The 21,923-nt window shown below is 58.2% G+C and carries 19 protein-coding genes, 1 tRNA gene and 1 pseudogene; 9 read left to right on the forward strand and 12 right to left on the reverse strand.

Features of this window, described 5'->3' with window-relative positions; all coding sequences use genetic code 11:
• Positions 1-111: 111 nt before the first annotated feature.
• The 5 genes from O4H62_RS13615 to O4H62_RS13635 all read right to left on the reverse strand — a co-directional run bounded on the left by O4H62_RS13615 (position 112) and on the right by O4H62_RS13635 (position 8,335).
• The gene (locus tag O4H62_RS13615; protein WP_269388624.1) at positions 112-711 is read right to left on the reverse strand and encodes a ribbon-helix-helix domain-containing protein; all 600 of its coding nucleotides are present in this window, start codon (positions 709-711) and stop codon (positions 112-114) included.
• 23 nt (positions 712-734) lie between these two features.
• Positions 735-2,018 (reverse strand): HlyD family type I secretion periplasmic adaptor subunit, encoded by a 1,284-nt coding sequence (locus tag O4H62_RS13620; protein WP_430538435.1) that lies wholly within the window; start codon positions 2,016-2,018, stop codon positions 735-737.
• Between the two features lie 8 nt (positions 2,019-2,026).
• Positions 2,027-4,144: a type I secretion system permease/ATPase gene (locus tag O4H62_RS13625; RefSeq protein WP_269388629.1), complete on the reverse strand. Its 2,118-nt coding sequence runs from the start codon at positions 4,142-4,144 to the stop codon at positions 2,027-2,029.
• Between the two features lie 43 nt (positions 4,145-4,187).
• A complete protein-coding gene (locus O4H62_RS13630) occupies positions 4,188-5,543 on the reverse strand; it encodes a TolC family outer membrane protein (protein ID WP_269388631.1) in 1,356 nt (451 codons plus the stop codon).
• A 1,190-nt stretch (positions 5,544-6,733) separates the two neighbouring features.
• Positions 6,734-8,335, reverse strand: coding sequence for a PucR family transcriptional regulator (locus O4H62_RS13635; RefSeq protein WP_269388633.1), 1,602 nt, complete (start codon positions 8,333-8,335; stop codon positions 6,734-6,736).
• A 152-nt stretch (positions 8,336-8,487) separates the two neighbouring features.
• Between O4H62_RS13635 and O4H62_RS13640 the strand changes: the two genes are divergently transcribed.
• The 8 genes from O4H62_RS13640 to O4H62_RS13675 are packed head-to-tail and all read left to right on the forward strand — an operon-like array spanning position 8,488 to position 15,634.
• On the forward strand, positions 8,488-9,663 hold the full coding sequence (locus O4H62_RS13640; RefSeq protein ID WP_269388635.1) for a M20 family metallopeptidase: 1,176 nt from the start codon (positions 8,488-8,490) through the stop codon (positions 9,661-9,663).
• A gap of 51 nt (positions 9,664-9,714) precedes the next feature.
• Positions 9,715-10,674, forward strand: coding sequence for a DctP family TRAP transporter solute-binding subunit (locus O4H62_RS13645; protein WP_269388637.1), 960 nt, complete (start codon positions 9,715-9,717; stop codon positions 10,672-10,674).
• A gap of 60 nt (positions 10,675-10,734) precedes the next feature.
• Positions 10,735-11,232, forward strand: a complete 498-nt coding sequence (locus O4H62_RS13650; protein WP_269388642.1) for a TRAP transporter small permease — start codon at positions 10,735-10,737, stop codon at positions 11,230-11,232.
• Entirely contained in the window at positions 11,229-12,500 is a 1,272-nt protein-coding gene (locus O4H62_RS13655; protein ID WP_269388644.1) for a TRAP transporter large permease, read from the forward strand. Before O4H62_RS13650 ends, O4H62_RS13655 begins: the two co-directional genes overlap by 4 nt.
• 16 nt (positions 12,501-12,516) lie before the next feature.
• Positions 12,517-12,843: a UxaA family hydrolase gene (locus O4H62_RS13660; RefSeq protein ID WP_269388646.1), complete on the forward strand. Its 327-nt coding sequence runs from the start codon at positions 12,517-12,519 to the stop codon at positions 12,841-12,843.
• Complete coding sequence (locus O4H62_RS13665; protein WP_269388648.1) at positions 12,830-14,044, forward strand: UxaA family hydrolase; 1,215 nt, start codon at positions 12,830-12,832, stop codon at positions 14,042-14,044. The genes O4H62_RS13660 and O4H62_RS13665 overlap by 14 nt, the downstream gene beginning before the upstream one ends.
• A complete protein-coding gene (locus tag O4H62_RS13670) occupies positions 14,041-14,871 on the forward strand; it encodes a sugar phosphate isomerase/epimerase family protein (RefSeq protein ID WP_269388650.1) in 831 nt (276 codons plus the stop codon). The genes O4H62_RS13665 and O4H62_RS13670 overlap by 4 nt, the downstream gene beginning before the upstream one ends.
• Positions 14,872-14,881: 10 nt before the next feature.
• Positions 14,882-15,634, forward strand: coding sequence for a fumarylacetoacetate hydrolase family protein (locus tag O4H62_RS13675; protein WP_269388652.1), 753 nt, complete (start codon positions 14,882-14,884; stop codon positions 15,632-15,634).
• Between the two features lie 152 nt (positions 15,635-15,786).
• On the opposite strand, the pseudogene O4H62_RS26515 reads toward O4H62_RS13675, so the two are convergent.
• The 4 genes and pseudogenes from O4H62_RS26515 to O4H62_RS13695 form a co-directional block, all read right to left on the reverse strand.
• Positions 15,787-15,912: pseudogene (locus O4H62_RS26515) on the reverse strand (IS110 family transposase); the annotation flags it as partial.
• Between the two features lie 276 nt (positions 15,913-16,188).
• A complete protein-coding gene (locus O4H62_RS13685; protein ID WP_269388653.1) occupies positions 16,189-17,460 on the reverse strand; it encodes a TRAP transporter large permease in 1,272 nt (423 codons plus the stop codon).
• On the reverse strand, positions 17,457-18,032 hold the full coding sequence (locus O4H62_RS13690) for a TRAP transporter small permease (protein WP_269388654.1): 576 nt from the start codon (positions 18,030-18,032) through the stop codon (positions 17,457-17,459). The genes O4H62_RS13685 and O4H62_RS13690 overlap by 4 nt, the downstream gene beginning before the upstream one ends.
• 11 nt (positions 18,033-18,043) lie before the next feature.
• A complete protein-coding gene (locus tag O4H62_RS13695; protein WP_269388656.1) occupies positions 18,044-19,207 on the reverse strand; it encodes a TRAP transporter substrate-binding protein in 1,164 nt (387 codons plus the stop codon).
• Positions 19,208-19,540: 333 nt separating this feature from the next.
• Here O4H62_RS13695 and O4H62_RS13700 point away from each other — a divergent pair, with 333 nt between their 5' ends.
• Positions 19,541-19,906 carry a hypothetical protein gene (locus O4H62_RS13700; RefSeq protein ID WP_269388658.1) on the forward strand — a complete coding sequence of 122 codons (366 nt, stop codon included), beginning with the start codon at positions 19,541-19,543 and terminating at the stop codon, positions 19,904-19,906.
• A 104-nt stretch (positions 19,907-20,010) separates the two neighbouring features.
• Here O4H62_RS13700 and O4H62_RS13705 read toward each other — a convergent pair.
• The 3 genes from O4H62_RS13705 to O4H62_RS13715 all read right to left on the reverse strand — a co-directional run bounded on the left by O4H62_RS13705 (position 20,011) and on the right by O4H62_RS13715 (position 21,923).
• Positions 20,011-20,086, reverse strand: a tRNA-Lys gene (locus O4H62_RS13705).
• A 109-nt stretch (positions 20,087-20,195) separates the two neighbouring features.
• A complete protein-coding gene (locus tag O4H62_RS13710) occupies positions 20,196-21,116 on the reverse strand; it encodes a PhzF family phenazine biosynthesis protein (RefSeq protein ID WP_269388660.1) in 921 nt (306 codons plus the stop codon).
• Positions 21,117-21,176: 60 nt separating this feature from the next.
• Positions 21,177-21,923, reverse strand: a complete 747-nt coding sequence (locus O4H62_RS13715) for an NUDIX hydrolase (protein WP_269388662.1) — start codon at positions 21,921-21,923, stop codon at positions 21,177-21,179.

The raw sequence follows: 21,923 nt of genomic DNA on the forward strand, positions 1-21,923 counted from the left end.
ACAAGGGCGGCAAGCAGAACCTCACCGCATCGCTCAAGAACATGGCAAGCATCGCCCCCGGCGCAGGCTTCTGAAACACAAGGCTCGCCTCAAGCCCTTGAGGCCAGCCGCTCAGGTCGGACCGGAAACGAAGGCAATCGCCGCCGGCGGGTCGTCCATGTCCGGGGCCAGCGCCATGCTCAGCCGTCCGCGTATCCGCCGCTCGCCGTAACCGACCGTAAAACCGGTGTATTTCGGACGGCTGCCGTCCCGCTTCATCTCCTCGATCAGGTCGATCAAGGGCGTCTCCAGCGTCAGCTTGATGTTGCTCAGCGCCTCCATAGTGTCGAGCCCGGCAAACCGGGTCTGCAGATACATCAAAAACCCGCTGTTCTGGAACAGGATACGTTTGTCCACCGAGATGATGAAGCCGGGCACCGGACAGGCTGCGACGATGGTTCTGGAATTGAACTTGCTGAAACGCTCGCGCAACTTTTCGTGCTGTTCCAGCACCCGGTGCATGATCGAGGCCCGAAGATACGAACTCAGGCCGTTTTCACCGGTCTTGTTGTCATTGAGCCTGGACACATAGTCCGCCACCGAGATCCCGTCAGTCCTGGTAACGGTTTCCAGCGCCTTCCAGAACACTCCTTCCAGGCGGAAGCCCCGGCGCTTGCCGCCGGAGTTGATCGCCCTGAAATGTGGCTTGAACGGATCTGGATCGGACGTCATGGGTAGCTTTCTTGCAGGAACGTTTATCGCTCTGTCAGGGCCTCGTAGCGTGCTTTGCTGAGTGGTTTGATGAGATAGTCGAGCACCGACTTTTCGCCGGTCAGGATTTCGACGGACGCGATCATCCCGGGCCGGATGGCATGTTTAACGGCCCCCTTGCCGAGCTGGAAATCGCCGGTCTGGACCAGCACCTGGTAGTAGGTCTCACCGGTTTCCGGGTTGACGATGCTGTCGGCCGAGACGTTGGAAACCTTGCCTTCGAGACCGCCATAGATCGAGAAGTCATAGGCGGTGAGCTTGACCAGCGCCTTCTGTCCCGGCTGCACGAAGGCCACGTCCTTGGGCGAGATCCGCGCCTCGACCAGCAGCGTGTCGGTCACCGGCACGACCCCGGCAACCACCGAGCCAGGCTGCAGGAACGCGCCGATGGTGTTGACTTCCATCGTGTTGACGATGCCGTCGACCGGCGAGACGATGTCGGTGCGGCGAACCCGGTCCTGGGCACCGGTCAGCGTTGCCTCGAGCACGCTGACATCGGCGAGCGTATCTCCGAGTTCTCGGCGGGCCTCCTGCTTAAACTGCGAATCGAGTTCCTGAACCTGCAGTTCCGCTTCGCGAAGCGCGCTCTCGAGCCGTTTCAGGCTCTGGTTGACGTTTTCCCGCTGGCCCTGTTGCTGGGCGATCTCGCGATCGAGCCGCAACAGGTCGATTTCGGGATGCAGCTTGCGCTCCACCAGCGGCGCGATCTTGTCGCGTTCGTTGAGCATCGCCTTGATGACCAGATCGGTCTGCTCGATATTGGAGCGGGCCTCGCCAATTTCGTCCAGCCGCTGCTGGCGCCTGGCCTCGAGTACTTGCAGCTTGTTGACATAGTTTTCGCGCCGCGCATCCAAAAGGCTGGCCTCGTTGTCACAGATGCCCTGCGACACCCGCCTTGTCTGTTCGGGGCAGACGAAATCGGTATCGAGCAGATCGTCGATCTCCAGTTCCAGCCGTGCGATCCGCGCCTGCAGCGCGTCGTAGCGGGCCTGCGATTCTCCGAGCGAGGCCAGGTTGCCGGAACTGTCGAGCCGGACCAGCAGGTCGCCTTTGTTGACCAGCTGGCCGATCGTCACCGCGATTTCCTGCACGACGCCGGGTTCGCTCGACTGCACGATCTGCGTTTTCGACAGCGGAATGACCTTGCCGTCGCCGCGCGCGATCTCGTCAACCCGCGCCCACGCCGCCCAGGCCACGAAGCTGACCACCAGCAACAGGCAGACCCAGACGATGTAGCGCGACATGACCGGCGGTGTATCTTGCTCCATCGCTCGCATCACTGGATCCCGGTCGATTTGCGTTGCAGGGCCGCGATCACCTGATCCTTGGGACCATCGGCAATCAGCCTGCCGTTTTCGATGACGATCAGCCGGTCGATCAGGTCGAGCATGCTGTAGCGGTGCGTCGACAGCACCAACGTCACCTCCGGCGTGATCGCCTGGCGCAGGCAGCCGATCAGGTGCCGTTCGCTCGCCAGGTCCATCGCCCCCGAGGGCTCGTCCAGAAAGATGATCTTCGGAGAGGCCAGCAGCAGCCGGGCGATGGCGACCGACTGCTTCTGGCCGGCCGAAAGGTTGCTGCCGTTTTCACCGACCTGCATGTCGAAGCCGCGCGGATGCCGCGCGACAAAGGATTCGATTCCGACCTTGCGGGAGACCTCGATCAGTTCCTCGTCCGAGGCGTTCGGGTTGCCCATCAGCAAATTGTCCTTGACCGAGCCCGAGAACAGGTCGCTGGTCTGGCCGGCCACGGCCACGGCCGAGCGCACTTCGGAGGGGTGAAACTGCTGCATGTCGATGCCGTCGATCAGCACCCTGCCCTCGCGCGGCTGGTAGAGCCGCGACATCAGCCGGCCGATGGTGGTCTTGCCCGAGCCGATGCGGCCGATGATGCCGACCTTCTCGCCGGCCCGGATCGAGAACGACAGCCCGTCGAGTGCGTCCTGGTCGGCCTGCGGGTAGCGGAAATGCACATTCTCGAAGGCGATATCGCCGCGAGTGATGACCCGGTTGACGAAGCCCGAAGTCTCCGGCGTGTCCTCCGGCTGCTCCATGATCTTGTCGAGGATCCGGAGAGACAAGAGCGCCTGACGGAACCGCGCCAGCGTCATCGCCAGCTGTCCCAGCGGGCTCACCGCCCGGCCCGACAGGATCACCGAGGCGATGATCGCGCCGGTGGTCACGTGGCCTTCGCGGAACAGGTAGGCGCCAACCAGGATGATGCCGACGGTCACCAGCTGCTGCACGAATTGAGTCGCGTTGACGGCGAAGGCCGAGATGCTCTTGATCTGCTCGTTGGTGGCCGAACTGTTGATGGTCAGGTCGCGCCAGCGCTTGAGCAGCAGGCCTTCGGCCCTGAGCCCCTTGACGGTTTCCGTCGTGTAGATCGTCTCGACCAGCATCGACTGCCGCAGCGCGGCTTCATTGGCGGCCGCAGCAACCCTGCGGCTGATCAGCGCCTGCGCCACAAGCCCGATGATTGTCACGGCAATCAGCGCCACGGCCGGCACATAGGCCAGCGGGCCGCCGATCGAATAGACCACGGCGATGAAAATGAACACGAAACACGTGTCGATCATCGTTGCGATCGTGTTGGAGGTGAAGAACTCCCGCACGAACTCGTATTGCGACACGCGGCTGACATATTCCCCGGTCGACATCGAGCGCGCCGACAGCGAGGTATTCATCACCTTCTGGAACAGTATGTAGGCGATCTTCAGGTCGATCTTCCGCCCGGTATAGTCAATCAGCGAGGCACGGGCGAACTTGAGCAGGAAGTCGAACAGGAAGGCGACGCTGATGCCGACGGCAAGCACCCACAACGTCGATATCGCCTCGTTGGGCAGCACCCGGTCGTAGACATTCATCACGAACAGCGGTGAAGCCAATGCCAGGATGTTGATGAACAGCGCCGCAAAGCCGACGCGGACGAACGAACGCCAGTAGGGCCGCGCAGCCGCAAACAGCCAATGCTGCTTCTCGATCCTGCCCACATGCAGCGCGCCGGTCTCGTCGCGGTTGTTGAGATAGACTTTCTTGAAATCCAGCACCGTGGCGTCAAGCTCTGCCACCTTGCCGCGCAGATCGACACTTTCCGACGCGATATCTCCGACCGCCTCCTTGCAGACGAAGGTTCCGTCGTCATTGATGGAAAACACGGGAATGAAGCCGCCGTCCCGTGTCCTGACCAGCGCCGGAAGGTCGGCGTTGCCGCCCAAGAGGTCAGCCAGGTGGATCTTCGAGACGTCCAGGCCGATGCGATTCGACACTTCGCGCACGGTCTCGATGTCGGCGGCTTCGAGTTGATCGTCGGGGATTCCGGAATACAGGACCGTCGCCGAACCGCTACGCTCGAAATGAACGCTTATCTCACGGAAAGCATCGTTGAAGTTCATCGCCGCTCACCGATCTGTATCTCCCTCCGCACACAGGAAAGAATCAATTCTTCCTGACGGGGGCGAGCAGATCGAAAGGCGCGCCGTTCACCTGCCGTGACGGCAGCCGGCTGTACACCGGCGCTTCCTCGTGCGAGACGGCCTTGAACTCTTCCCGCGCATAGGCTTCAGCCTGCGGCGCGCTCTCGAGATTGAAGGCGCGCACCAGCGACCCCATGGCGGCCAGCGCCTGGTAATCGGCATAGACCGCGGCATACTGCGCGGTCTTGGCCAGAACCTCGGTGTTGAAACGGGTGTTCTGGGCGCTCAGCACGTCCAGCAGCGAACGCTCGCCAACCCGGAACTGGTCCCGATAGGACGACACCAGCGAGCCCGAGGCCGAGGCCTGCTCGCGCAGCAGCGCTGCCTGCTGGGCGCGCTTGGAGCGCTTGTCCCAGGCCGACTGGATCGATTCCTGCACCTCGCGATGCACCAGCGCATTGTCCATCCGGGCCTGGCCGGCGCGGCGGATGCGTTCCTGTTCGGCGGCCTGGTCGCGGCCGCCGCGGTAGAGGTTCCAGCGGGCGACGACCTTGGCCTCGAGATCCGAGGTCCGGCCTTCCGCGCCGTCGATATCCCGGCCGACGCGGGCCTTCGCCTCGAACGAGATCACCGGCAGATAGGCGGCCTTGGCGCCGCGGGCGTAGGCGTCCGCGGCATCGACATCGGCGCCGGCGGCGGCAATCCGCGGACTCTGGCGCCGGGCAATGTCAATGGCTTCGGCGGCGCTGCGCGGCAGCGCCTTGGCCACCGACGGCGGATACTTCATCGAGCCGAGCTTGACGCCGACCAGCCGCAGGAACCGGATCTGCGCCTGCGCCAGGTCCTCTTCGGCCTCCTTCAGCCGCGCCTGCGCCGACAAGAGCCGCTCGCGGCCCTGGGTGCGGTCGGCCGAGGTCAGCGTCCCGCCGGAAACCCCCGACGAGATATCGGAAACAATACCCGAAAGCACGTTGGCGTTCTTGCGCGCAATCGCAACGATCTCCGCCTGCAGCAGGATCTCGAAATATTCCTGGGTGACGGCCAGTGCGATGGCTTCCGATCGCTCGGAAACGCGGAACGAGGCGCCGTCGACACGGGCCGCCTGGCGCTCAACCTCGGCGCGGCGGGCGCCGCCGTCAAACAGGGTCTGCCTGAAGGTCAGCCCGACATCGGAGGAATCGAGCGCATCATCCTGGGTGCCGAGCCGGCGGCGGCCCGGGCTGTCGAGCTTGCGGCTTCCGACCGAGGCCTCAAGATCCAGCGTCGGCAGGTAAAGACCGCGGGCCTGCCTGAGCTCGAACTCCACCGCCTCGCGGTTCTCCGCCGAAGACAGGATCTCGGGATTGGACCGCAGCGCCTCGTCAACCGCTTCCTTCAAAGTCAGCGCGCTCGCCGGCAATGCGACAAGAGCGCTGAATCCGATCGAAAAACAGCATGAATACAAAAGCGATTTAATCATCTCGACCCCAAAACCCTACATCCGATGATTGCTTGTTACACAATTGCCCCGACTGACGCGAGTCATGAAATTACAAATCCTTAAGCACTCGACCAACACAAACCGGCCTGTTGCGTTTTTGACACAGCATCAATCTATTAGCTAAGACTAAGATACAAAACAAAATCGATAAACAAATTTGTCTATGCGCGATTTATTTCCATATAATATTTCATTAAATTTAGAATAACTCAGGAGAATTATGTATATATCAAATTTAAATTTGAGATCATTATGAAATAATAAGATTTATTACATAATATATTCGATATTTTGAACTCACTATTTACTGATAAACATAAAATTATATGCGACTTATGGATGACGTTACAAAAAAACATGTTACCACTCAAAATAGAATTTCCGAAAAACCAAAAGAAAACAACACGGTCCATAAAAGGAATCCATGCCGTCAGGCTTCAACGGGCTGGCGACGGGAACCTGGTCCACGGCTTGCAGCATCCTCCTGTGAGCCGGAATCATAGACTGCGGAGAAGATAATTTGAAATCAAGCATATGGAGTATTGTTGGTCCGCCCAGGACGATCCTGTCTGACACCCTTGTCAAGCGTTCCGCGCTGGCATCTCGCCGCAGCGGCACAACCGGGCGCTGCGGCTACCCGCCGACGGCATATCCTGCCGCCACGGACCGCCGCAGTCACGACGTTTCAATCACGCGGATGATCTGAAAAAGATGGTGGGCGCGCACGGGCTCGAACCGTGGACCCGCTGATTAAGAGTTTGAGGTTATTAGGAATCAGGGCTTAGCTCGGTTGTACTCGTACTTATAAAATGGAGGAATGGCCCCTCTCATCGTTTGCAAGCAAACGACTGCCGGGCAATGGTAGAGACTACAACGAGGTTCGCCCTCACAGCGCCATCGGCAACAAGCCGCCGATAACGCTCACGAATGCCTCCGGCGCATCCGGTCCGCCGAGAGTGTTACTCCCGGGAAAGTCCCCAGCCGGGTGGTCCAAAATCGGGTCTCCCGTCAGTCTCACGTCAAACTCCAAAGCCCGGCGGTCCAAGCTTGGGTCTCTGAGCACAGACCAGCTGACGAACAGTCGAAAGTCACGACACCAGAGGCAGGAGTTTCAGGGCAAGATGATAATGCAGCCTGAGCTTGGGTTGCAGAGCGTTTTTATTGGTCATCGAAACCACCAGAGCAATGCGATACCGCACGGTGTTGTGGTGTATGTTCAACGTTCGCGCGGTCTCACGGTAGTTGGTATCGCAGTCGAGAAATGTGCGAAAGGTTTCGAGCAGATTCACCTTGTGCTTCTGGTCATGCTCTATCAGCGTGCCAAGCCATTCGTGAACAAAGCGCTGGACGTCCTGCTGCATGGAACTGCGCGAAAACAGGCGGTAGAATCCTGTTTCATCATACAGGTGCACGCCAACCCCGTTTGCACTGCGACCATGGTCCAGCGCCTGTTTCGCTTGTTCGTATGCACGATAGAAATGATTGACCGCGGTAATCTGACTCACTCCGGCAGACCAGATCGCTGCATGCGCACCAATCTTGCGCATCTGTGTATTGATCTGCTCGGTCAAAGCGTCGGGGCGGCAAATCTCGTCGTCGCCCTCCGGAATCATAACAACAACATGCTCGTTGTTGATGACCCCTGTTATCGGTCCGTCAGATTTGGTGAAGTGCACCCGCAAGGCGCTGGATAAAGCACGGAAATGATCGGTATCAACGTCCTGAAAGGCGATAATAATGCAGATATAACGAGGATGAAGCCGCTTGCCGATTGCCGCGTAGCGTGAGGTCAGCGCAGAAATGTTCTGGCTGCCTACACTGCGGTCAGTCAAGGAAAGAACGAATTCATTTTGTCGTTCAAAGATCACGCTCTGGTCGGTTCGTATCTGGCGTATCTTGAGTGAAATCAGCATCTTGGCATAAACAAGATCTTCCAGATCCGCACCGGTAAGCCTCCGTGTCTTCTCCACCACGACGAGGTTGCCGATCATGCCATTGGCACGTTCATAGGACGAGAACACAACACTCGTGCCCCGGCCTGTGCGCCGGTGGAGCTCATTTGCCTGGTCGAGGCACTCGCTTTTCCAGCCGTCTTCCTCCAGCAGGGTCAGGGCGGCCTGTATGTCCGCTTCGCTTTTGTGTGGTGCGCTGAGAGACAGGCCGTCCATCGGACTGATCACCACGATCGGGTTCGACATCAACTTGCTGAGTTCATCAAGCAATTGCTCAAGAGATACGTCCGGCAACATGATCTGGCCGAAACGTCCGCCCGGCAACTCAGGCTGAGCCATCCGTGGTGTGCGGGCCTCGAAGAAACTCGACATCACGGGGGTAATGATCTCGACCCAGGCAGCATTTTCCGGAACGACCAAAATGGGGAAATCGAGGGCATTGGCGCAGTCAATCATCTCCTGCGGAACGCTCTTCATGTACCTGTTCAGCTTGAGGCCGAGGCCGGACGCGCCATGATCGACCAGATCATGAACAAACTTGTCTAGGTCATGACGCAACTGAAGCAGCGGGTAGGTCGACGTAAGGACAAGTTCCCGGCCCCGCAGCCAGCGCACAGCATCGGGTGCATCCAGCACCGTCGCAGTCTCGACAATTCGATTCGTTCCATTTTTGCCGGCAAGTAATGCACTGCCGTGCATCGCAGGCAGCTCGAGGACCTGCTCGACGGTTAAGGCCATAAAATCAAACCCCTTCGGCAATTCGTAGCCAAATTTCTGCGAACTTTATTTGTATCTTTGATACAAATATCTAAAACTCTTTTCATTGACTTGGTCAATAGTTTTTTGCTGGCGCGTCGGTAGGCTTCCTGGAGATTTCGGAGGACTGCTTATTGAGTGAACATTCCCCCTTGCGTACAGAACAGTGTGACGCGCTTGCCTTTCTCCAGCGGGTCGTAAGTTTTGACTCGGTTTCACCGCCGGGGAACGAATTGGCGCTCGCGCGCATGCTTGCGGCGCGGTTGGCTACAGCCGACATTACGGCAACCATCATTGAAGAAAATGAAGTCCAGGCAAATTTGATCGCGACCCTGCGCGGTGGTTCGCCGGGACCCCGGCTGGTGCTGAGCGGTCATTTGGACACGGTGCCGATTGGTGATGCACCGTGGCGGCATAATCCTTTCGGCGGCGTCATCGAAGACGGCCGCATGTACGGCCGCGGCACAGCCGACATGAAGGGCGGCCTTATTGCCCTGCTCTTTGCATTCATGCGGCACAGCCAGTTGGCGCCTTCGCAATGGTGTGGCGAACTGGTTTTCGCCGCCACCTATGCCGAGGAGATCGGCGCGCTCGGGGCGTCGACGATGGTTCGCGAGCAGCAGCTTTCCCATTTCGATGCGATGATCATCGCTGAACCGACAAGCGGCCGGATTGTGATAGAGCACAAGGGCGTGTTGTGGTTGCGGATTACGTGTTTTGGTAAAACCGCCCATGGCTCGATGCCTGAAGCGGGAAACAATGCCGTTGAAAAACTGCATCTATTCTACCTGCACCTGAAGACCGTACCGATCGGCAAGTCTTCCTCGGCGCTGTTGTCTGACCCGACCTGCGTTGTCACCTCCTTTAACGGTGGCAAAAGCTGCAATGTCATTCCCGACCGATCACAGTTAACCATCGACATCCGCACGGTTCCGGGCCAAAGCCACCGTGACATCATCTCACAAATCGAAGCGATAACAGCAAAAATTGTGGCCGAGGATGAAGGCGTCCGGTTCGAGGTTGAAACGATTCTTGATCTCACCGGTGTGTCAACAAAGGAAAGCGCCAAAATCGTTGCCGACTGCCGGTCGGTCCTTTCTGAAAAGGCCCCCGATGGAGGCGCCGTGCATGGCGCTCAGTACTTCACCGATGGGTCGGCCTTTGCCGAAATCGGCGGCGACATCGTCATCCTCGGTCCCGGTGATCCGGAACAGGCACACCAAACCGATGAACATCTGTCAATCGACGCCTATCTGGGCGCGATCGACACATACAGCCAAATCATACAACGGTTCCTTAGCAAGCCTTAACGGGAGAAAAGAGAGAACATGCAGTACATATCAAAAAGAACAGCATCACTTATGGCCGGACTGTTGAGTGTCGGCATTGTCATGGGCGCCGGTTTGGCACAGGCGGAAACGACCTTGAAGGTCGGGCATGTGTTTGCGGCCGATCACCCCTGGCAGATCGCTTTGGAAGGACTGGCCAAGGACGTTGCCGAAGCAACCGGCGATGAAGTCATCATCCAAGTCTACCCAAGCTCGCAGCTCGGCGGCGACCGCGAAATGGCTGAAGGCCTCCAACTCGGCACAGTCGAGATGGGTCTTTTCGGCACTGGTGCCCTTCAGGTGCTCGACAAGCGCCTGATCATCGAGGAACTGCCTTATGCGTGGGCGACACGCGAACATGCCTATGCCGCTCTCGATGGCGAACTCGGCGATGCGCTTGCCGAAATTCTTGCCACAAAGAGCATCAACACGCTGAGCTGGTGGGAGAGCGGCTACCGCCACATCACCAACTCGGTGCGGCCAATCAATAAGCCGGAAGATCTGAAGGGTATCAAGCTGCGCGTTCCGGAAGCCGAGCTGCGCCTGGACACTTTCCGCGAGCTTGGCGCACTGCCTACACCGATGGCGTTTTCGGAAGTCTTCACGTCGCTGCAGCAGAAGGTTGTTGACGGTCAGGAAAATCCGCTGGCGACAATCTATGCTTCGAAGTTCAACGAAGTTCAGGAAAACCTCGCGCTTTCCGGCCATATCTGGGGTTCGGCTGTGCTGACCATCTCCAAACAGGCTTGGGAAAAGCTGACCGGGGAACAGCAGACGATCCTTCTGGAAAAGGCCGAGATCTGGAAGGAAAAAGAGCGCGAGATGATTCGCAAAAGCGACGAGGAAGTTCTGGCCAAGCTCGAAGCAGCGGGTATGAAAGTGACCCGGCCAGATTCGGCCGCGTTCAACGAAAAGGTCCAGCCCGTCTGGGACAAATATGAGGGCGTCTTCGGTGAAGACCTTCTCAATCTGGTTCGCAAATACTCTAATTAAAACAAGTGTCCTGGGCGGGGTGTTGCACTCCGCCCAAGCGCTCTCGGATCGAGATCAATCATGGGTCAACCTCTTCTTGCAATCAAAAAAACCATCATCAAGCTGGCGGAGTGGATGCTGATGCTGATGCTTCTGGCCATGACCGGCGTGATGTTCGGGCAAATCATCTGGCGGTATCTGCTGGAAGCGCCGCTTGTCTGGTCTGAGGAACTGGCGCTGCTGCTGATGGTGTGGATGACATTTCTGGGCTCGGCATTGATGCTGGAGCGCAAGGAGCATGTCGCCATTGACGTGTTTGTTGATCTGCTGCCGGACGGATTGAAGCGTTTGATGCAGATACTCGGTGCGATTGTGATCCTCATTTTCAACTGCGCCCTGACCTATGGCGCATTCATTATCGCAGACACGGCCTGGGAATCCCTGATGCCCGGACTGAAGATCTCGGGAAGCTGGCAATACATAGGCGTCTTGTTGGGCGGTGGGCTGCTGACGCTGGTTTCTCTTGAGGCACTTGTTCACGCGCTGCGCGGAACTTCGAAAAATGAGGTCGCACAATGAGTTTCGTTCTCTTCCTCCTCCTTTTCGGATTGATCATCATCAACGTACCGATCGCTTTTGCCATCGGCTTTTCCTGCCTTACCTATCTCTGGTTCATGGACATCAATCTCGCACTGGTCGCGCAACGATCAGCGGCTGGGATCTATTCCTACCCGTTCCTTGCCTTGCCGATGTTCGTCTTCGCCGGCGTACTGATGGAACATGGGGGCATAACGCAGCGGATGATGCGTCTCGCCAATGCCGTGATCGGGCACATTGCAGGCGGACTCGCCGCGGTTACGGTCTGTGGCAGCGCCCTGTTCGGCGCGCTGTCGGGATCGGCGATCGGCGACACGGCGGCGATTGGCTCGATCATGATTCCGGCGATGAAGGCCAAGCGCTACGCCGCCGGCTTTGCTGCTGCCCTTCAGGGTTGTAGCGGCGTCCTCGCTTCGCTCATTCCGCCCAGCCTGACGATGGTCATCCTTGGAGCTACCGGCAATATTTCTATCGCCGGCCTCCTGATCGGCGGCCTTGTCCCAGGCATTCTGATGGCAGCCGCGCTCATCACCATCTCGTTCATCATCAGCAAACGCCGCGGTTATGGTGGTGGCGAGCGAGCCGGCTTGCGTGAATTAATCGCCGCGTTGTCAGACTCAGTGTTGCCGCTTCTGCTTCCTGTCATCATTCTCGGCGGCATATTGGGTGGCATCGTCACAGTGACAGAAGCTGCGGTGCTGGCTGTGGTCTATGCATTCCTGCTGTCGGCGGTGATTTATCGCGAAGTCAAGATCTCCGACATGATGGAGATCAGCATGAAGGTGGTACGCATCGCCGTGCCAGTTCAATTGATCGTGGCGATATCGCATCTGTTCGCCTGGATCATCACCACCGAACAGATTCCGCAACAGTTGACGGGGGTCTTTTCAGCCGTTGCGCCGGATCCTTTGACCTTCCTGATCCTGCTCAATTTCCTGCTGCTGCTGCTAGGAACGTTCATGGAGAGCAATGCGCTGATCATCATTCTGATCCCGATCCTGATGCCGGTGGTTGTCCAATATGGTATCGACCCGCTACATTTTGGCGTCATGTTCGTCGTCAACTTGTGCATCGGCGCCAATACGCCGCCGCTGGGCGTGACCCTGATGACGGCGGCGAAGATAGCCGATGTCCGGTTCGCCGAAGCCTCACGAGCCGTGTTGCCGTTCCTTGCGGCGATGCTGCTGGTGCTGATTCTGACGATCCTGTTCCCACAATTGTCGACCTTCCTGCCTCACCTGTTCATGTAACCCACGGAGTCTGATTTTGAAAAAGACAGCCATTCAGATTAAAGAGATTGACCACGTTGCAACTGCAACGGCCGAGCTGTTGCCGTCGGAAACGGTGCTGGTTACAGGCATTGGCAACGGTACGCCGCTTCAGGTTGAGGAGCGCGTGCCCCGTGGCCACAAGATCGCGCTGCGCGACATCGCTGCCAATGAACAAATCTGCAAATATGGCGAAGTGATCGGCGTCGCCGTGGCAGACATCAAGGGCGGGCATTGGGTCCACATTCACAACTGCCGTGGCGCAAAGGGCCGACGTTTCGACTCAAATCCAATTGAAAACGGAGATGGATATGATGAAGTTTAAGGGCTTTCGCCGCACAGACGGTTCAATCGGCATTCGCAATCATATCCTGGTCATTCCCACGGTCTCATGCGTCAATCGGGTGGCGCTCGACATCGCGACAAAGACCGGCGCTGTGACCTTCATGCATCCTTACGGCTGCACTTTCGACGCTGTGGAAAACACCACCACCGAAGACACATTCATTGGCCATGGCTGTCATCCCAATGTCGGCGCCGTGCTGGTCTTGAGCCTGGGATGCGAAACCGCGTCGGCCCTGCGCATCGCCGAAGCGATCAAGGCGACAGGCAAGCCCGTGGAAATGCTGGTGGTTCAGAAACAGGGCGGCGCGCGCGCGACGCGCGACACCGGTATCGATACTGTGGAGCGCTTGCGTAAACAGACCCCGAGTGAACCGCAAGACGAGGGCGATGTCAGCGAACTGATCATTGCTCTGGAATGCGGCTCCTCGGATGCGTTTTCCGGACTGACCGCCAATCCGGCAGTTGGAGAGGCGGCTGATGTGCTGGTGGGCGCGGGCGGAACTGTGGTTCTTTCAGAAATTACCGAGATGGTCGGCGCAGAGCGAGTGTTGTGGCGGCGGGGCAAGAACGACCAGATTAAGCAGGATCTGATGAAGCTCATCAAAGAATATGAAATCGAGTTGTCGATGACCACCCAGGATGACAGCGGCGTCTTCATCTCGCCCGGCAACATCGAGGGTGGACTTACCACCATCGAGGAAAAGTCACTGGGTTGCATCTACAAGGCGGGAACGCAGCCGATCGTGCAGATCGTCAAATATGGCGAGCGACCGACGGAAAAGGGCGTCGTTATCATGGATACGCCGGGCTTCGACATCGCTTCGGTGACCGGCAAGGTTGCCGGCGGCGCCCATATGGTGCTGTTTACCACGGGCAAGGGCACCCCGACGGGATCCTGCATTGCACCTGTGCTGAAGATTAGTTCCAACAACGAGACCTATCAGGCGATGGCGGACGACATCGATCTGAGTGCCGGAGATGTTCTCGAAGGCACCAAGTCGCTGAAACAGGTCGGCGACGAGATCGTTAAACTGGTGATGCAGGTCGCCAATGGCAAGCAGGGCAAATCCGAGTATTTCAACATCCAGGAGTTTGCCATTCCCAATGTTAGCGTAGTCCGCAAGGAAGTGATGCATCAGAAACTTGCAGAACAAAACGACTTTCGGTTTCAGCCGTCATGAAGCTTGCTTACATGTATGCAACGCCTGACGTCGAACCGGCGCAGGTTACAGCAATCCAAGGTCCGATTGCCTCCACGCTGGAAATCATAGCTAGCGCCGGTTACACTGGTGTGGAACTGCTTGTCTGCAACCCGGCACAAATCAACAGGCGTACCCTTGCAGATGCAATCCGCGTTACTGGTCTGGATATGCCGGCCGTCTGTACCGGCGAAGTTTACGGGCAGGACGGACTGTCATTTGCCGACCCCGACCCACTTCGCAGACTGCAGGCAATAGACCGGATGAAAGCCTCGATGGATCTGGCCGCAGAATTTGGCGCCATGGTCAATATCGGTCGGCTTCGGGGTCGCTACCGCGATGACGTCGCCAGCCAGCAGACGCTCGACTGGATCGGCGAGGCCATCGAGGCATCGGCGCGTGCTTTTCCCGAGGTGCCGATTGTGCTCGAACCCGTGAACCGCAACTACGCCAACTGCCTCATGACCACGCGTGAAACCTGCGCGTTCGTTCGCGACTTAGGCGTTGCCAGTCTTGGCGTTATGCTGGACACGGCGCATATCATTACCGAGCAAGAAACGGTAAGTGACGCCATACGCGAGGCTGGCGATCTGTTCTGGCATTTTCACATCACCGATTCAGACCGGCTTCCGGTTGGTGATGGCAGCTACGACATCGCCGCCGCCATGAAGGCTGTCCAAGAAAGCGGATTTGACCGCTACGTCACAGTCGAAACCTTTCAGATACCCGATGCGGCGCATTCGATCCTTGCAAGCCGAGAGGCCATGCAACCCTATTTCCCCTCCGCGTCCTTACGCGATCCACTCTGAGGTAAAACAGATGAAAATCATCCGCTTCATTCATGAAGGTAAAACATCTTACGGGATACTGGAGGGCGACAATATTGCTGTCCTTTCCGGCCAACCCTTCGATTCGATCAACAAAAGCGGCCAGGTACTGTCTCATGAGTCCGTCAGCATGCTTGCGCCGGTGGCGCCGAGCAAACTGGTCTGCGTCGGCTTGAACTACACGCTCCATGCCAAGGAGTCGGGTGTTCCCGTACCGGCTGAGCCGATGTTGTTCATGTGCGCGCCCTCGGCCATCATCGCCGATGGCGAGGAAATTGTACTCGACAGCCAAACCCAGCGCGTCGACTTCGAGGCGGAAATCGGCATCGTCGTCGGCAAAACCGCGCGCAACGTTGCCGCCAGTGACGCAGCGAAACATATTCTTGGCTACACCTGCGCCAATGATGTCTCCAATCGTGATTTGCAGCGGGCCGATGGCCAGTTCACGCGCGCCAAGTCCTTCGACACCTACAAGCCGGTCGGCCCCTGCATCGAAACAGATCTCGACGCGGACAATGTTGATATCAAGCTTTGGCAAAATGGTGAGTTGCGCCAGTCGTCCAACACCAGTGACATGATCTTTCCGATAACCAAAATCTTTGAATTCGTATCGAGCATCATGACGCTGTTGCCTGGCGATCTGATCATTACAGGTACGCCATCGGGTGTCGGGCCGATGAAATCAGGTGACGAGATCGTTGTGGAGATCGAAAATATCGGACGCTTGCACAACACCGTTGCCTAACGCGCCGGCTGAAAGCCCGGTATATTCACCTCACGGCTCTTCTCTATAATGATCATCATCACGCCGTGCCTCCCTTTGGAAGCACGGCGTTTTGGTTTCGATCGGACCGGTCTTCCGGCGCTGATGATGTAAGGCCAGTGCGGGGAGAGCCCGGCGAGCCGCGTCAACAGGCCATCGATCCCAGCATGACCATTGCAGACGAAGAAGCTGTCGCCCGCGGGCATGACATGCACATCCAGACGATCCTTCGAGACATCAATACCCACGATGATATCCATCTTATCCCATCCTTGCCTAAACGGACTTTGCTTGCGCAAGCGGCCCTGGCGACTGTTCGGGTTCGATGGAACGGCGGACGGAGACCCTGGCTCTCCCGCGGGCTTGCTGTCCCAAAGGGGTTTCGGTCTTCCATCCGCCACCGCGGGAAACACAATATCACACGCGGCGGAATTCAAGTTACAAAGGGGCGCCCGGATTTCCGAGAGCGCCCCTTCATTGTTTTGTCAGATGCGGCGTGGCTGTCATCGGAAAGCCAAGCGCCGGTATAATCCCGATCACCGTACCAAAATGGTCGGATACAAGGCGAGCGCGGGAATGTAGGTAATCACCAGAAGCGCGATGATCAGGGCGACCAGGAACGGTTTTACCGCACGGATGAATTCCCCGATGCTGGTTCCCGAAATCCCGCAGGTCACATACATCAAGACGCCCAGCGGCGGCGTTAACTGGCCTATGACGAGGTTGATGATCATGACGATGCCGAAATGTACCGGGTCGATGCCCAGCGACTGAATCAGCGGCATCAGGATTGGAACCAGGATGATGATCAGCACCAGCGTCTCCATGAAGGTGCCTAGTACCAGAAGGATGATGTTGATCAGCAACAGGATGACAAACGGATTATCCGAAACACCGGTCAGGAAAGACAGCATCTGCTGCGGGGCTTGTCCGACAGACAGGATCCATCCGAACGGTGCGGCAGTCGCGGCAATGATGAGAATCGAAGACGTGTCACGTGCCGCACCCGCAAAAATATCAGGCAGTTCACGAAAACTCAGCGTCCGGTAGACAAACAGCCCGACAACAAATGCATAACCGGCAGCGATCGCGGCAACCTCTGTTGCGGTGAAAATGCCCATGCGGAAGCCGACGATGATGATCACTGGCATCAGCAGCGCCCAGGATGCATCGAAGAATGAGTTGAGCAAGGCCCGTCCGGAGAAGTCCGGACCACGGCCAAAACCGCGTTGACGGGTTATGACGGCAACGGTGCCCAGAAGCGCAATCGCAATCACCAGCCCCGGGACAATACCGGCCACAAAAAGATCGCCGATCGAGACATTGGCCTGCCAGCCGTAGATAACCAGCAAGATGGACGGAGGGATCACCGGAGCCAGGACAGCGGACGAGGCGGTCAGTGCAACGCTGAAGCCCTTGTCGAAGCCGTGTTTGACCATCTGGGGCACAAAGACGCGCGTTGTGGCGGCGCAATCGGCAAGCGACGAACCGGATATTCCCGACATGAAGACGTTGGTTAGAACATTGACATATGCCATGCCGCCACGGATATGGCCAACCAGCGCACCGGTCAGCGCGAACAGGCGCTCCGAGATACCGGAGGAGTTCATCAAGGTACCGGCAAGAATGAACAGTGGAATGGCGAGCAGCGGAAACGATTGAAGCCCCGAAGTCATGCGTTGCACCGCAATCGTCAGCGGAATGCCTTCAAGCCAGATCACCGCAATTGCCGATGCCGCGAGCGCGTAGGCGGTCGGGACACCGATGAGCAACATCAAAACGAGCACAAGAACCAGGGTAACGATCATGCGCTGATTTCCACTTCGTTCTGTTGCTCAAGCTTGCTCTGCAGTGCCGCACGAACGCCCGTTTCGAGGCAAATTCGAATGACGTGAAGCGCGGCACACAGGCTCGTTACCGGAAGCGCAAGTGCGTAGAAGCCGAAGGTGACGCCCATCATCGGGGTCATGTCGTTCCAGGTGGTGTGAACATACTTCAGGCCGAAGTGAAACAGCACCGCGAAGACTGCTAGGCAGACGAAAACCGCAGCAATTGCGGCCAGTTTGTCAAACCGTGCCGGAAGCAGGCGCAGCATGAAGTCGATGCGGATATGTTGATGGGTCGACAGTGCCGAACTGGCGCCGATGAACACCATCCAGACAAACACCATCGTCAGGAGTTCTTCAGTCCAGGTGATCGGAGCTCCGAGCACGTATCGGCAGAAGACGGTGGCCGTGAGGATGACGAAAATCGTGGCCAGCAACACCCACAACAAGTGATGTTCAATCCTATGAATGCAATTGTCGAGATGGATAACAAACTTCACTGCGGCCTCCCAGCGTGGGTGAAAAATGCCGGACCGGGTCAAGCGGTCCGGCATGTTCGTATGATTTATTGTTCGCGAATGCTCTTGATGGTGGTGCGTACCCGCGAGATGTTCTCCTCACCCCAACGCTCGGAAAGCGCGGTGAAGACTGCTTCGGTCGACTTTTCGGCAAAAGCGGCGCGATCGGGATCATCGATCACGGTGACTTTCCCGGTGGCGACGATTTCCTTCAGCATGTCTTCCTCTGCCCGCTGCTGCAGCAGGGTCATCTTGGCAGAGGCGGCGCCAACTTCCTCCAGGATGATGCGCTGATGACGCGGCTCAAGGGCGGCAAACGAATGCTTGTTCATCAGGATCAAATTGTTCTGCAGCATATGGCGCGACAGAACGATGTACTTCTGAACCTCATAAAATTTGCGTGCATAGATCGTGGGAATCGGATTTTCCTGACCGTCGACAGTGCCCTGCTGCAGCGCGGTGTAAACGTCGCTGAACGGAATTGGCGTCGGTGCGGCGCCGATGCCACGGATCATCTCGACCCAGACAGGCGATTCCGGCACGCGGATCTTCAGTCCCTTCATGTCGTCCGGAGTGCGTACTCCCTTTTCAGAAAGAGTGAAGTTGCGCCATCCCCAGTACCAGATCTTGGTCAGCGGAATGATGTTGTGAGTTTCCTCAAGTTCGTCGAAGGCCGGCTGCATTGCCGCGCCGGAAATAACGGCCTCGGCTTCAAACCAGTTGCTCCACAGGAACGGCGTGCTGGGGATTTCCATAGCCGGCACAAGCGTACTCGCGGCAGCCATCGAGGCTGCGGTTATGTCAAGCACACCATCTCGCAACTGCTGGACCATGTCGGTTTCCTTGCCGAGCTGCTCGCCGGGGAAAACCTGAATCTTGATTTCGCCATCGGTACGTTCGGCAATCCGCTCGACGAACTCGTCATAAAGTTTGCTTGAAACCTCGCCGGCAACATTGGGATGCCCGAAACGCAGCACCGTTTCTGCTTGGGCTCCCGTCGCCCAGATTACAGCGGCCGCCACACAAATGCGGAATGTGTTCTTGAGTGCCATTCTATCCTCCAAAGCATAATTCAGCGTCGGCACCGGCTTGCAAATCTGGTCCGCAATGGCACCGATAGGGGTCATGTTAATGGGGAACAGGACAAGTTCTATTGACCAGGGTAACGAATTCTCTCGACCGCTCTTGTTCTGGGGATACAATATATTCAACAGAGCATTCAGCGAAAAACAGATGTTTGGTTCCGAGCTCTGACCGGACGCTGTTGCAGAATTATACTGACCGCCTCCTGTCTCCACATGGGGTAATGCGGGCTTTCCCGGCTTCGGTGGAGAGGCTTACACCCTGCATGAGATTGGAGCATTGTGGACAGAGGTATGTTCCAACCGAAGGAATCAAATTTAGCAGTGAGGTGGCAATGATGCAGTTGACCTGCTGTGCAGTTTTCCCGAGCCACCCCTATCCATGGGTAGCGTTAAAAAGCGAGCCGCACCCGAAGTGGGTCACACACGTATATAGGCCCCTGGAGGCTGGCATTAACGCCATTGGAGATCAAAAAGAACTGGACGTATTGGAACAGCGCGCTTTCGGCCCAATGTGAGAAAAGATGGAGCGGCAATTCGAAAGACACGAAAACCAAGGTGCTGGTCAATTCCCTCGGCGAGCGCTGGACGCCGACCGGGTTCCGTGCGAGCTGGCGCAAGGAAATGGCAAGGCTGAAGATCACCGGAGTGACATTCCACGATCTGGGCGGCACCGGCATCTCCTGGCTGCACCGGGTCGCCAAGTTGCCGATCGCCGACATCGCCGCGATTTCGGGCCACTCCGCTGATGAGGCCGAGGCCATTATCCGTCACCACCACCTTGCATCAGAGGCTGTGGCCAGCGCATGGGATCAGTTCAAGACGTGAACATCACGAGCACAAGAGTGTAAAAGACATCTTCAGGCCTGTAAAAACCCAAAGAAAAAGGCCCCGCAGGGCCTCAATCAAGATACTGATATCCTTGAATTAAATGGTGGGCGCGCACGGGCTCGAACCGTGGACCCGCTGATTAAGAGTCAGCTGCTCTACCAACTGAGCTACGCGCCCCACCTGTTCCGTGACAGGAACGAGGGGGCGTATAGACCGGATGAGGGAGCTTGTCCACACTGTTTTTTTTGCATCTGCACCTTGCACCTCACAATCGGCACAAGATGCATCAAATCATCAGCTTGCCTTCGGCGATCCGCACCGCTTCCCCGCCGATCCGGACGTGGGAAACCTCCGTTCCGGCGCAGTCGATATGCAGATGAATGAGCGAGGGCCGGCCCATTTCCACGCCCTGTTCGATCACCAGCGCATGCTTGCCCTCCGGCAGCCCGTCAAAATGATGAATCGCGCCCGACAGCGCGGCGGCGGCGGACCCGGTCGCCGGGTCCTCCGGCATGCCGTCGCCCGGCGCGAACATGCGGGCATGGAAGGATGCGGCGTGGTTGACGCCGCCACGGCAATAGACATAGGCGAAGGCCAGCTGCCCGTCCCCCATCGGCGCAAAGCGCTCCCATTCGTATGCATTGCAATCGGCCTTCGCCGCGGCGGCAAGATCGTGTACCGGAACCATGACGAACGGCACGCCGGCGCTCCACAGCGACACCCGGTGGTTTTCGAAGCCGATCTCGTGCGGATCGAGCCCCAGCGCGGCGCCGATGTCGGCCGGTTCGATCTCGACATCGAGCTGGCGGGAAAGCTTCGGCAGGTCGAATTCGGCGAACCCGGCCTTGCCCGGCTGCAGCCGAACCGCGCAGCGCACCTGGCCGATCTTTTCCTCCAGCATCTTGACCATGTCTATTCCGTTGGCCGGCAATGTCCCTCCAAGCCGCCGGTCGGCCAGCGCCACGGCGGCTCCGACGGTCGGGTGGCCGGCGAAGGGAAGTTCGCGCTGGGACGTGAAAATCCTGAGCCGCGCAGTGTGAACCGGATTCTCCGGCTTGAGCACGAACACCGTCTCCGACAGGTTGAACTCCCGCGCGATCGCCTGCATCTGTCCGTCGCTCAGGTGATCGGCGTCAAACACCACCGCCAGCGGATTGCCGGCCAGGGCGGTTCCGGTGAAAACGTCATAGATCGCGTATTCGGTCATGCCCTGGTGCATCCTCTGCTACTGCCGCCTGCGCAACATTGATTGCCGCGAGAGCGCATCCTATCGATTTCCCGCCTGCTGCCAACCACTGCGGGACGCGGGCGCCGCGAAATGAAAATCGACCATCGCCTGCATGTAGGGCGGCGCGGTCGGACCGGCGTCCTCGGGCGCACGCACCACCACCACGTCCTCGATCTCCTCTTCCGGATCGGTGCGGATATGCTCGCGGATCCGCCCGGCCAGGACATCGGCAGTCTCCTCCAGAAGGAACCTTCGGAACACCGCCACCCGGCCGCCCTGGCGCCAGCACAACAGCCGCTTCTCCGCCGCGGCCCGTGTGAGGTCGAGCCCGGTCTCCTCCCGCGCCTCGCGATAGATACTGCCCTCGACATCGACCATTCCGTCCTTGATGTCGCTCTCATCAAGCGATCCCGCCGGCGCATAGACCTTGCCGGCATTGGCCGTCTTCGCCGCCATCCGGATCAGCATCATCGCCCCGTCCGAGGACAGGATCACCGCCGAGCCGAACAGGTGCCAGGCATCGGCCTCGGGCTGGGACTTGACCCAGTGCAGCAGCGCCGCATAGGGCGCCCGGTGGCTGACGCCCGAGATCGCCCCGTCCTCGAGCGCAAGCCCGCGGTGCATCATCACCGTGCCGTTGAACAGCCATGGCCGCTCCACCTGCTCGCGCGCCCAGTGCGCCTCGATCGTCGCATGCTCGGCCATCCGCCAGGGATGCTCGGCCGAATCGACCCGGAGCCGCACCGCATCGATGCCGAACACGCGGTTTTCCGGGATCGCGGCCAT

The organism is Parahoeflea alexandrii, from assembly GCF_027214025.1.
GTDB lineage: Bacteria > Pseudomonadota > Alphaproteobacteria > Rhizobiales > Rhizobiaceae > Hoeflea > Hoeflea alexandrii_A.